The 12,588-nt window shown below is 58.9% G+C and carries 7 protein-coding genes, 1 tRNA gene and 2 rRNA genes; 5 read left to right on the top strand and 5 right to left on the bottom strand.

Features of this window, described 5'->3' with window-relative positions; translation table 11 throughout:
- The first annotated feature begins 32 nt into the window (after nt 1-32).
- The 3 genes from tdh to Aeroheme_RS00360 all read left to right on the top strand — a co-directional run bounded on the left by tdh (nt 33) and on the right by Aeroheme_RS00360 (nt 4,157).
- On the top strand, nt 33-1,058 hold the full coding sequence (gene tdh, locus Aeroheme_RS00370) for an L-threonine 3-dehydrogenase (protein ID WP_411166505.1): 1,026 nt from the start codon (nt 33-35) through the stop codon (nt 1,056-1,058).
- A 261-nt stretch (nt 1,059-1,319) separates the two neighbouring features.
- Complete coding sequence (locus Aeroheme_RS00365; RefSeq protein WP_005327368.1) at nt 1,320-1,772, top strand: c-type cytochrome; 453 nt, start codon at nt 1,320-1,322, stop codon at nt 1,770-1,772.
- 84 nt (nt 1,773-1,856) lie between these two features.
- Complete coding sequence (locus tag Aeroheme_RS00360) at nt 1,857-4,157, top strand: putative bifunctional diguanylate cyclase/phosphodiesterase (protein ID WP_411166504.1); 2,301 nt, start codon at nt 1,857-1,859, stop codon at nt 4,155-4,157.
- Here Aeroheme_RS00360 and rep read toward each other — a convergent pair.
- Nucleotides 4,144-6,156 (bottom strand): DNA helicase Rep, encoded by a 2,013-nt coding sequence (rep, locus tag Aeroheme_RS00355; RefSeq protein ID WP_289987597.1) that lies wholly within the window; start codon nt 6,154-6,156, stop codon nt 4,144-4,146. The two genes, Aeroheme_RS00360 and rep, sit on opposite strands and share 14 nt — an antisense overlap.
- A gap of 152 nt (nt 6,157-6,308) precedes the next feature.
- Between rep and Aeroheme_RS00350 the strand changes: the two genes are divergently transcribed.
- Together Aeroheme_RS00350 and Aeroheme_RS00345 are read left to right on the top strand one after the other, a co-directional pair.
- Entirely contained in the window at nt 6,309-7,529 is a 1,221-nt protein-coding gene (locus Aeroheme_RS00350; RefSeq protein WP_411166503.1) for a SufS family cysteine desulfurase, read from the top strand.
- A 13-nt stretch (nt 7,530-7,542) separates the two neighbouring features.
- Entirely contained in the window at nt 7,543-7,980 is a 438-nt protein-coding gene (locus Aeroheme_RS00345) for a SufE family protein (RefSeq protein ID WP_411166502.1), read from the top strand.
- On the opposite strand, the gene tcdA is transcribed toward Aeroheme_RS00345, so the two are convergent.
- The 4 genes from tcdA to Aeroheme_RS00325 form a co-directional block, all read right to left on the bottom strand.
- Complete coding sequence (gene tcdA, locus Aeroheme_RS00340; RefSeq protein WP_411166501.1) at nt 7,965-8,828, bottom strand: tRNA cyclic N6-threonylcarbamoyladenosine(37) synthase TcdA; 864 nt, start codon at nt 8,826-8,828, stop codon at nt 7,965-7,967. The two genes, Aeroheme_RS00345 and tcdA, sit on opposite strands and share 16 nt — an antisense overlap.
- Nucleotides 8,829-9,160: 332 nt before the next feature.
- A tRNA-Asp gene (locus Aeroheme_RS00335) sits at nt 9,161-9,237 on the bottom strand.
- A gap of 95 nt (nt 9,238-9,332) precedes the next feature.
- A 5S ribosomal RNA gene (gene rrf / locus Aeroheme_RS00330) occupies nt 9,333-9,447 on the bottom strand.
- A 124-nt stretch (nt 9,448-9,571) separates the two neighbouring features.
- Nucleotides 9,572-12,461: ribosomal RNA gene (locus Aeroheme_RS00325) — 23S ribosomal RNA — on the bottom strand.
- Nucleotides 12,462-12,588 lie beyond the last annotated feature (127 nt).

Below are 12,588 nucleotides of genomic sequence, written 5' to 3'. Positions count from 1 at the left end.
TGTACCCGGCACAGCGCCGTGAGGAATCTGTCATGAAAGCACTCTCCAAACTCAAATCCGAAGCCGGCATCTGGATGACGGACGTCCCGGCTCCCGAGCTCGGCCACAACGATCTGCGGATCAAGATCCGCAAGACCGCCATCTGCGGCACCGACATGCACATCTACAACTGGGATGAGTGGGCCCAGAAGACCATACCCGTGCCCATGGTGGTCGGTCACGAGTACGTGGGAGAGGTGGTCGCCGTCGGCCAGGAAGTGCGCGGCTTCGCCATCGGCGATCGCGTCTCAGGCGAAGGCCACATCACCTGCGGCCACTGCCGCAACTGCCGCGCCGGTCGCACCCACCTGTGCCGCAACACCATAGGGGTCGGCGTCAACCGCCCGGGCTCCTTCGCCGAATACCTGGTGATCCCGGCCTTCAACGCCTTCAAGCTGCCGGACAACATCCCCGATGAGCTGGCCGCCATCTTCGACCCGTTCGGCAACGCCGTGCACACAGCCCTCTCCTTCGATCTGGTGGGCGAAGATGTGCTCATCACCGGCGCCGGCCCCATCGGCATCATGGCTGCCGCCGTCTGCCGCCATGTGGGTGCCCGTCACGTGGTGATCACCGACGTCAACGAATACCGCCTCGAATTGGCCCGCAAGATGGGCGCCACCCGCGCCGTCAACGTGGCCAAGGAGAAACTCTCCGACGTGATGGACGAGCTCGGCATGACCGAAGGCTTCGATGTGGGGCTGGAGATGTCCGGCGTGCCCAGCGCCTTCCAGGACATGATCGACAAGATGAACCACGGCGGCAAGATTGCCATGCTCGGCATTCCCCCCTCCACCATGGCCATCGACTGGAACAAGGTGATCTTCAAGGGACTGTTTATCAAAGGGATCTATGGTCGCGAGATGTTCGAGACCTGGTACAAGATGGCCAGCCTCATCCAGTCAGGCCTGGATCTCAGCCCCATCATCACCCATCACTTCCACATCGATGACTTCCAGCAGGGCTTCGAAGCCATGGGGTCAGGCAAGTCCGGCAAAGTGATCCTGAACTGGGATTGATGAGCCGTGGATGTCATGTGCAAAGGCTCGGTCCGGCACCGGGATCCTGAGTGGAGACAAGTCAGCCTTTTTCACGGCTGATTGCAAAAACCCGGCGAAAGCCGGGTTTCTTTTTGCACTTGCCTTGCCTGCAGCCCCTGCCGCCGCAGAAACTTTGTTCGCAAATTGCTTAACACTTCACACACAAGCGTTTAAATGCCTGTAACTATTCGGTTATAATCCCGTCGTTTTCTAGGGATAATAAGAGCCTGCTGGGAGTACATGAGCGTGTTGAAAAAACTGAGCTATTTGCTGGCTGCCGGGATGGCGGCCGCCACCCTGTCCGGCGCCGTCTTTGCCGCCGATGAGATGTCGACGGAAGCCATTGCCGAGCGCATAGCCCCGGTCGGCCAGGTCTACACCGCCAAGGATCTGGAAGGCATTGCGACGGCCGCGGCCGCCCCTGCCGCCGCCTCCTCCGGTCCCCGTGATGGCGAGACAGTGTTCAAGGGCGCCTGCTTTGCCTGCCACGATACCGGCGCGGCCGGCGCGCCTAAGCGCGGGGACAAGGCTGCCTGGGAACCACGCATCGCCCAGGGGTTCGACACCCTGCGCAAGCATGCCATCGAAGGCTTCACCGGCAAGGCCGGCATGATGCCGGCACGGGGCACTTGCGCGGCCTGTAGTGACGAAGAGATCGAAAACGCCATTCACTACATGATCGACAAGCTCTAAGTGGTTGAAAGGGCTCCTATTGCAGCCCTTTCAATCCAATCACTTCCGACTACGCTTGTAGGTGAGTTTATTCGGGAGTATTGCATGTCAGTCCAGCCCCTCACACCGCCAGATCCCCCCCCCTTGCTGGCGGTCGTTTCTTCCATCATGGATTTTCCCGCGCCCGGCATCGCCTCCCCTGAGGATTACGCCAGACTGGTAGAGCAGCTGGGCAGACTCTGCCCCCTGCAGCACTTTGCCATGCTGGGGCTGGCCGGTGGAGGCCTGCACTGGCTGTTTGCACATCAGCTGCCCGAGGCGTTCAAGCAACAGCTGGGGCGTGAAGAGCCCCGTCTCACCGAACAGCTCACCCGGCTCGATGAACACCAGGGATGGTGCGTGCAGGCGGTGGAGCACTATGAGGTGCAATGGCTGCTGGCCCGCGGCGCCCCCGAACAGGCCCCGACCCTGAGATTGCTGCTGGAATGTCTGGCCAAGCGCCTGCACGAAACCCAGACCGGCACCCAGCTGGCGGGGCAGGCTTCCCCCCTGATGCAGCGGGATCCCCAATGGCAGCAGAAGATTGAAAAAATCAGCCGTATCATGCGGTTGGCCCACAACCTGCCGCAGCATGCCCTGTTTTCCCAGCTGGAGGCCGTGCTGCGCCAGATGCTGGCCGTCAATGACATGCTGCTGGTCCGCCTCGACAACCAGCGGCTGGAGAAACTCTATCCGACGCGGCTCGCCTACGATGACGACGTCATCAGGGCCCTGTGCCACAGCACCAACAGCATAGAGCGCAGCGAGGCAGGGTTGTTCTGGTACAGCCTGCCCCTGCGCCAGCAGCAACAGTATTTCGCCCACCTCATCATCAATACTGCCCAGCCCCTGGAAGCCGATGACAGGCTGTTCCTCGACTTCCTGCGCCACCAGTTGACCCTGCTGCTGGAACTCAAGAGAGTCAGGCAGCAGCTGGATGAACTCAACTCGGAAGAGTCCATCAACCAGCGGCTACAGCAGCTGCGCCAGACCAACCTGCGGCTGCAGAAACGGCTCAGACATCATCAGGAGCTGGAGCGGCGACTCCAGTTCAATGCGCTGCATGACCCGCTGACCCAGCTGCCGAACCGGGCCCTGCTGATGAACCACCTTCACCATGCCATGACCCGTTACCGCCGTTACCAGACGGCCGGCTTCACCCTGATCTTCGCCGACGTGGATCATTTCAAGCAGGTCAATGACGCCCTGGGCCACAGTGCCGGCGACCAGCTGCTGCAGGAGCTGGCCAAGCGTCTGCAGAGCTGCATCCGGCAAAATGACATGGTGGCCAGGCTGGGGGGCGACGAGTTTGTCATCTATCTGGACAACAGCCAGCAGGAGGAGGACGTCAGCCCCGTACTCAACCGCATTCTAGGCCGCATTGCCCACCCGTTCCGGCTTCAGGGCAATGAGCTGACCGTTACCATCAGCCTGGGGGTGGCCAGCGTGTCGGAGCAGACCGCGGACATCAGCGAGCTGCTGCACCAGGCCGATCTCGCCATGTACCAGGCCAAGCGCAATGGCCGCAGTCGCATCGTCATGTACTCAGATGCCTGTATGGAGCACTCGGGCTCGCCCGAAGAGCGGCTGTTCAGGGCCTTGCGGGAAGGCAGGATAGTGCCCTACTTCCAGCCGGTGATCAGACTGAAGGAGAGTCGCCTGGTGGGGCTGGAGGTGATGGCGCGCTGGATCACCGAGGAGGGAGAACTGAAGGATGCCTTCGACTTCATTCCACTGGCCGAGCAGTGCGGCCTCATTCAGGATCTGGATCGCCAGATCCTCAGGCGCACCTGCCAGCAGCTGAAGGGCTGGCTGCAGATTTCGGACGGCGGTCGCTTCAAGATATCGCTCAACCTGTCCGGCAAGCACCTGGCCAGCCGCGAGCAGATCATGGCACTGGTCCACATCATGGAGGAGGAGGGGGTGATACCCGGCTACTTCATCTTCGAATTCAACGAGCGGGAGCTCTCCAGGCAGAGTGCCGACTCACTCACCTCACTCCATGAGCTCAGGGCCAAGGGGATTCAGATCAGCCTGGACGACTTCGGGACCGGCTTCTCCTCCCTCAATGCCCTGTTCCACTTCCCGGTGGACTACATCAAGGTGGATGACAGCTTCACCCATCGCATGCTGAACTCCCCCAAGGACCTGGCGCTGATCCGTGCCATGCGGGACATCTGTCAGGATCTCGACTTCACCCTGGTGGTCGAGGGCATAGAGAACCAGCAGCAGTTGCAGAAGCTGATCGAGCTGGGCTGCGCCCTGGGACAGGGGCGCCACATCTCCCCGCCTCTGCCAGGATCCGACATCATACCGCTGCTCACCCAGGCAGAGCCCCCGGCCGAGCCTTCACTCAATCCTTCTTGAACAGGGCCCTCAGGTTGGCGACGCCGACCTGCCCCTTCTGCTGGCGCTCCTCGGCCGTCACCTTCTTCTGGTTTTCCCACTCCAGATCGTCCTGGGGCAGCTCCAGCAGGAAGCGGCTCGGCTCGGGTCGCACCGACTCGCCATACTGACGCCGCTCCTTGCAGAGGGTGAAAGTCAGTTCGGTCTGGGCCCGGGTGATGCCCACGTAGGCGAGACGACGCTCCTCCTCTACGTTGTCCTCGTCGATGCTGGTCTGGTGGGGCAACAAGCCCTCCTCCATGCCCACCATGTAGACATAGGGAAACTCCAGCCCCTTGGAGGCGTGCAGTGTCATCAGCTGCACCTGATCCGCATCGTCCTCTCCCTCGTTGCGCTCCATCATGTCCCGCAGGGTGAGGCGAGTGACCACCTGGGCGAGCGTCATGGCCTCTTCCAGCTCGTCCCCCTCCAGCATCTCGGTGATCCAGCGATAGAGGGTGGAGACGTTCTGCATCCGCATCTCGGCCGCCTTCGGGCTGGGGGAGGTCTCATAGAGCCACTCCTCGTAGTGGATCTCCTTGATCATGTCCCGCACCGCCTCCACCGGGTTGCCCCGCTGCGCCTGATCACCGAGCCGCACCAGCCAGTTGGTGAAGGCCTGCAAAGCCACCAGACCACGGCCAGAGAGGTGCTGCTCCAGCCCCAGCTCGAAGCTGGCGGCAAACAGACTCTTGCCGCGCTGGTTGGCGTACTGCCCCAGCTTCTCAAGCGTGGTGGGGCCGATTTCCCGGCGCGGCAGGTTGACCACCCGCAGGAAGGCGGTGTCCTCGTCCGGATTCACCAGCAGCTTGAGATAGGCCATGATGTCCTTGATCTCGGTGCGGGAGAAAAACGAGGTGCCACCGGAGATGCGATAGGGGATGCGGTTGGTCATCAGCGCCTTCTCGAAGATGCGCGACTGATGGTTGCCCCGGTAGAGGATGGCGTAATCCTTGAACCGGGTGCGATTCATGAACTTGTGGCCCATCATCTCGGCAGCGATCCGTTCCGCCTCGTGCTCCTCGTTCTTGGCGAACAGCACCTTGACCGGCACACCGTAGTCGAGCTCGGAGAAGAGCGCCTTGTCGAACACATGGGGGTTGTTGGCGATCAGTATGTTGGCGCATTTCAGAATGCGCCCCTTGGAGCGGTAGTTCTGCTCCAGCTTGATCAGCTTAAGGCTAGGGAAATCCTCGTTCAGCAGCACCAGGTTCTGGGGCTTGGCACCGCGCCAGGAGTAGATGGACTGATCGTCATCCCCTACTACTGTGAAGCGGGCCCGCTCGCCGACGATCTGCTTCACCAGCTCGTACTGGCTGGTGTTGGTGTCCTGATACTCGTCGACCAGCAGGTAGCGGATCTTGTTCTGCCAGCGGCTGCGCACCTCCTCGTTGTTCTTCAACAGCAGGGTCGGCATCACGATGAGGTCATCGAAATCCAGCGCGTTGTAGGCCACCATCTGGCGGTGATAGCGCTCGTAGAGCTGGGCCATCAGCACCTCTTCCGGCCCCTGGGCGATGCGCATGGCCCGCGCCGGCAGTATGAGGTCATTCTTCCAGTTGGAGATCTGGGTGATGAGGGCCGAGAGCTTGTCCTTGTCGTTGTCGAGCTCCGACTCGGTCAATTCTTTGAGCAGCGCCAGCTGGTCGGTGTCATCGAACAGGGAGAAGTTCGCCTTGAGATTCAGACTCTTGTGCTCGCGACGTATGATGTCGAGCCCCAGGGTATGGAAGGTGGAGACCATGAGCCCCCGCGCCTCCTTGCGACCCAGGGTCTGGCCGACCCGCTCCTTCATCTCCCGCGCCGCCTTGTTGGTAAAGGTCACAGCGGCGATGTTGCGGGCGTTATAGCCGCACTGCTGCACCAGATAGGCGATCTTGTTGGTGATGACGCGGGTCTTGCCCGATCCGGCACCCGCCAGCACCAGGCAAGGGCCGGAGACAAACTTGACCGCTTCGTTCTGATTGGGGTTGAGCTTCATGGGCCGGATCTCTTGGCTTATGATGAGGGGCGGCATTGTAACAGAGATCCCGCGGGCAGCCGAAACCGGACACAGGATCCCGCCACTTCACCTTGTGTTTGCCCGTCATTTTCCGGATCATGGCCGACTTTTCCAGAGGAGATGAGGGGAACATGAATCAGCAAGAGCACGCCCAATTGCGTAGCCAGTTTCCGGCCCTGGCGCAGGAGGTGAACGGCCACCCTCTGATCTATCTGGACAACGCCGCCACCACCCAGAAACCCCAGGCCGTGCTGGACGCCATAGCTCACTACTATCGGGCCGACAATGCCAATGTGCACCGCGCCGCCCATGCCCTGAGCGGCCGCGCCACCCGCGCCTTCGAGGCAGCCCGCGAGACGGTCGCCCGCTTTATCAATGCGCCCCGCAGCCATGAGGTGATCTGGACCCGTGGCACCACCGAGGCGATCAATCTGGTGGCTCATAGCTGGGGCGTGAGCGAGCTCAAGGCGGGGGACGAAATCGTCCTCAGCACCCTGGAGCACCACGCCAATATCGTCCCCTGGCAGTTGATTGCCGAACGCACCGGCGCCCTTATTCGGGTCATTCCGCTGGATAAGCGCGGGGATCTGGATATGGAGGCTTACCTGGCCATGCTGGGGCCGCGCACCCGACTGGTGAGCGTGGCCCATGTCTCCAATGCCCTCGGCACCGTCAATCCGGTATCGCAGATAGTAACTGCCGCCAAAGCTGTCGGCGCCCTGACCCTGATCGACGGCGCTCAGGCGGTTGCCCATCTCGAGGTGGATGTACAGGCCATAGGCTGCGACTTCTATGCCTTCTCAGGTCACAAGCTCTATGGCCCGACCGGCATAGGCGTGCTCTGGGGCAGAACCGAACTGCTGGAGCGCATGCCGCCTTGGCAAGCGGGCGGCGAGATGATCGACAGAGTCAGCTTCAGCGGCACCACCTTCAATACCCTGCCCTTCAAGTTCGAGGCGGGCACCCCCCATATTGCCGGTGCCATCGGCCTCGCAGCCGCCATCGACTTTGTGACGGAGCAAGACAGGGGGTCATTGACCCGCCACGAAGAAACGCTAACCAACTATCTGGTTGCAGGCCTGCATCAGGTGCCGGGCCTGCGCCTCATAGGTGAACCGGCGCAACGGGCAGGGGCTGTCTCCTTCCTGCTGGATGAGATCCATCCCCAGGATGCTGCCACCCTGCTCGACATGCAGGGCATAGCGCTACGGGTCGGCCATCACTGCGCCATGCCGCTGATGGAGAGCTTAGGGATAGGCGGCACCATGAGGGCCTCGCTGGCCTGCTACAACGATCGGAACGATATCGATGCCCTGCTGGCAGCCCTGCACAAACTCAGTGACTTCTTCTAAGGCAGACAAACTCATGAGCAGCCTAGCAACCTATACCCAGATCGGCCTTGAGCCCAACGCTGACACCATCTGCCAGCAGTTTGCCGCCGCCCACGGCTGGGAGAACCAGTACCGACTCATCATCCAGCTCGGCAAGCAGCTGCCCGCCCTGCCTGCCGAGTGGCAAACCGAAGAGCACCGCTTGAAAGGCTGCGAGAGCCAGGCCTGGCTAAAGAGCGAAAAGGGGGAGGATGGCTGCTGGCACTTTGCCTGTGATTCCGATGCCCGCATAGTGCGCGGCCTTATCGTCATCGTACTGGCGGCGCTCAATCATCAGACCGCCGACGCTATCCAGACATTTGACGTGGATGGCTATTTCAGCGAACTGGGGCTCGAGAAACACCTGAGCCCGTCACGAGGTAACGGGCTCAGGGCGATCGTGCTGGCGATTCGGGCTCAGGCCTCCGCCTGATCCCCGGCCACCGGCGGCTGCGATATATCCTCGCGACTGTCCATGAGGGCGGCACGCTCCACCCTCGCGCCCCGCTCGGCAATCTTCTTCAATACCCGGGAGGCGGCCACCAGACCGAAGGTCGCCGTCACCGGCGTCACGGCGCCAAAGCCGGAGGCGCAATCCATCTTCATGTTGCCGTCGCTGGCCGCCTTGGCCTGACAGGTGCCGCCCCGGCCATCCGGGTAACTCAGCTGCTCGGTTGAGAAGACACACTCCACCCCGAATTTGCGCGCCGGATTCTTGCTGAAGTTGTGCAGCCGGCGCAAGTCGGAGCGCACCTTGGCGGCCAGCGGATCCTGAATGGTCTTGGCCAGATCCGCCACTGTGATTTGGGTCGGATCCATCTGCCCGCCAGCACCGCCCGCTACTATCACCGGGATCTTGTTGCGCTTGCAGAAGGCAATCAGCGCCACCTTGGCCTTGACCGAATCGATGGCATCCACCACATAGTCAAACTCCCGCTTGATATGCTCGGCCAGGTTATCGGCGGTGACGAAATCGTCCACCTCGATCACCTCGCAATCCGGATTGATGGTACGAATGCGCTCGGCCATGACTTCTGTCTTGAGGCGGCCGACCGTGCCCTGCATGGCGTGGATCTGGCGATTGGTGTTGGTGATGCAGATGTCGTCCATGTCGATCAGGGTGATCTGGTTAATACCGGCCCGCGCAAGCGCCTCGGCCGCCCAGGAACCCACGCCGCCAATGCCCACCACGCAGACCCTGGCCTGGCTGAAGGAGTCGAGTGCGCTCTGACCATAAAGACGGGCAATGCCCCCGAATCGCTGTAGATATTCTGCTTTCATACCATCACCTTGCTTGAGGGCGGCCATTATAGCGGCAACCACGGTCAGCGGCGATTATCGGGTGATAATAGTGTTGAAGCGAGGGGGAAATGAGTGCTGTATCGGCATGCTTGAAACGAAAAAAGCCCAGTCTTTCGACTGGGCTTCTTAATCATTGGCGGAGCGGACGGGGAGGCGGACACAGTCCGGCTCAAGCACAAGGAACCACAGGCAGGGACCGAGTTGCCAGTGGCAAGTCGCAGCCCTGTCTGTGGTCCCTGGTTTCCTTAATCCCGTTCGCGAATATCCAAAAGCAAAAAGGCCTTCCCGTTAGGGAAGGCCTTTCAAATTAGTGGCGGAGCGGACGGGACTCGAACCCGCGACCCCCGGCGTGACAGGCCGGTATTCTAACCAACTGAACTACCGCTCCGCATTCGGTTAGCTTTCGCTAAATCTTCTGCCGCTTACTGAGGTGCCATCCTCGCAGCCAGTGATGTGATTTTTCACATCGCTGTTTAATTGGGTGCCTGGCAGTGTCCTACTCTCGCATGGCGAATGCCACACTACCATCGGCGCTACCGCGTTTCACTTCTGAGTTCGGCATGGGATCAGGTGGTTCCACGGCGCTATGGCCGCCAGGCAAAAAACTTCATCCGGAAAGCTGACGTGAATAACGACTTAGCTAGTTTGCTTTGTCATTATCACTGAATTAGGTAGTAGTTCGTTCACTTGCTACAAGGCCAGAAACACTTCTTGGGTGTTGTATGGTTAAGCCTCACGGGTAATTAGTATGGGTTAGCTCAACACGTCGCCGCGCTTACACACCCCACCTATCAACGTTGTGGTCTCCAACGGCCCTTTAGGACCCTCAAGGGGTCAGGGATGACTCATCTCAGGGCTCGCTTCCCGCTTAGATGCTTTCAGCGGTTATCGATTCCGAACTTAGCTACCGGGCAGTGCCACTGGCGTGACAACCCGAACACCAGAGGTTCGTTCACTCCGGTCCTCTCGTACTAGGAGCAACTCCCTTCAATCATCCAACGCCCACGGCAGATAGGGACCGAACTGTCTCACGACGTTCTGAACCCAGCTCGCGTACCACTTTAAATGGCGAACAGCCATACCCTTGGGACCGACTTCAGCCCCAGGATGTGATGAGCCGACATCGAGGTGCCAAACACCGCCGTCGATATGAACTCTTGGGCGGTATCAGCCTGTTATCCCCGGAGTACCTTTTATCCGTTGAGCGATGGCCCTTCCATTCAGAACCACCGGATCACTATGACCTACTTTCGTACCTGCTCGACCTGTCCGTCTCGCAGTTAAGCTGGCTTATGCCATTGCACTAACCTCCTGATGTCCGACCAGGATTAGCCAACCTTCGTGCTCCTCCGTTACTCTTTGGGAGGAGACCGCCCCAGTCAAACTACCCACCAGGCACTGTCCGCGAGCCCGATTCAGGGCCCTGCGTTAGAACATCAAACATACAAGGGTGGTATTTCAAGGACGGCTCCAGCGCAACTGGCGTCACGCCTTCAAAGCCTCCCACCTATCCTACACATGTAGGTTCAATGTTCAGTGCCAAGCTGTAGTAAAGGTTCACGGGGTCTTTCCGTCTAGCCGCGGGTACACCGCATCTTCACGGCGAATTCGATTTCACTGAGTCTCGGGTGGAGACAGCATGGCCATGGTTACACCATTCGTGCAGGTCGGAACTTACCCGACAAGGAATTTCGCTACCTTAGGACCGTTATAGTTACGGCCGCCGTTTACCGGGGCTTCGATCAAGAGCTTCGCTTGCGCTAACCCCATCAATTAACCTTCCGGCACCGGGCAGGTGTCACACCCTATACGTCCACTTTCGTGTTTGCAGAGTGCTGTGTTTTTGATAAACAGTCCCAGCCATCTGGTCACTGCGACTCCCAACTGCTCCATCCGCAAGGGACTTCACTGTCAAGAGCGAACCTTCTCCCGAAGTTACGGTTCTATTTTGCCTAGTTCCTTCACCCGAGTTCTCTCAAGCGCCTTGGTATTCTCTACCCGACCACCTGTGTCGGTTTGGGGTACGATGACTTGTAATCTGAAGCTTAGAGGCTTTTCCTGGAAGCAGGGCATCAATGGCTTCACCACCGTAGTGGCTTCGTCTCGTGTCTCAGTGTTGTGTCTCCGGATTTGCCTAGAAACACCACCTACGCACTTTCACCAGGACAACCGTCGCCTGGCCCACCTAGCCTTCTCCGTCCCCCCATCGCAATTACAAGTCGTGCAGGAATATTAACCTGCTTCCCATCGATTACGCCTTTCGGCCTCACCTTAGGGGTCGACTCACCCTGCCCCGATTAACGTTGGACAGGAACCCTTGGTCTTCCGGCGAGGAGGCTTTTCACCCCCTTTATCGTTACTTACGTCAGCATTCGCACTTCTGATATCTCCAGCATGCCTCTCGACACACCTTCGCAGACTTACAGAACGCTCCCCTACCACTCACACATAAGTGTGAATCCGCGGCTTCGGTGCCTGGTTTGAGCCCCGTTACATCTTCCGCGCAGGCCGACTCGACTAGTGAGCTATTACGCTTTCTTTAAATGATGGCTGCTTCTAAGCCAACATCCTAGCTGTCTGAGCCTTCCCACATCGTTTCCCACTTAACCAGAACTTTGGGACCTTAGCCGGCGGTCTGGGTTGTTTCCCTCTTCACGACGGACGTTAGCACCCGCCGTGTGTCTCCCGGATATTACTTACTGGTATTCGGAGTTTGCATGGAGTTGGTAAGTCGGGATGACCCCCTAGTCCAAACAGTGCTCTACCCCCAGTAGTATTCGTCCGAGGCGCTACCTAAATAGCTTTCGGGGAGAACCAGCTATCTCCGAGTTTGATTGGCCTTTCACCCCCAGCCACAGGTCATCCCCTAACTTTGCAACGTTAGTGGGTTCGGTCCTCCAGTTGATGTTACTCAACCTTCAACCTGCCCATGGCTAGATCACCCGGTTTCGGGTCTACACCTTGCAACTAGACGCCCAGTTAAGACTCGGTTTCCCTACGGCTCCCCTATACGGTTAACCTCGCTACAAAATGTAAGTCGCTGACCCATTATACAAAAGGTACGCAGTCACCCCGAAGGGCTCCCACTGCTTGTACGTACACGGTTTCAGGTTCTATTTCACTCCCCTCACAGGGGTTCTTTTCGCCTTTCCCTCACGGTACTGGTTCACTATCGGTCAGTCAGGAGTATTTAGCCTTGGAGGATGGTCCCCCCATATTCAGACAGGATGTCACGTGTCCCGCCCTACTCGATTTCACTTCAAGGTCGTTTTCATGTACGGGGCTATCACCCTGTATCGCTGGCCTTTCCAGGACCATTCCACTAACTTCCAAGAAACTTAAGGGCTAATCCCCGTTCGCTCGCCGCTACTGAGGGAATCTCGGTTGATTTCTTTTCCTCGGGGTACTTAGATGTTTCAGTTCTCCCGGTTCGCCTCTATTACCTATGTATTCAGTAATAGATACCCAGCTTATGCTGGGTGGGTTTCCCCATTCGGAAATCTGTGAGTAATAGCGTCTCTTACCGACTTCTCACAGCTTATCGCAGGTTAGTACGTCCTTCATCGCCTCTGACTGCCAAGGCATCCACCATGTACGCTTAGTCACTTAACCATACAACCCCAAGAAGTGTCGTCGAAACGACGCGACTTGTTGTCGTACAACAAGGACCAAAATAAATTTTGGTTTTCGCCAAGAAGTTTCCAAAGCACTTGTAACAAATGTTTGAGAACTACTTTTT

The organism is Aeromonas sp. DSM 116730 (assembly GCF_046581335.1).
GTDB classification, from domain to species: Bacteria; Pseudomonadota; Gammaproteobacteria; order Enterobacterales; family Aeromonadaceae; genus Aeromonas; species Aeromonas rivipollensis.
Note: the sequence above shows the minus strand (reverse complement) of the source record. Positions and strands in the feature narration are given on the sequence as shown.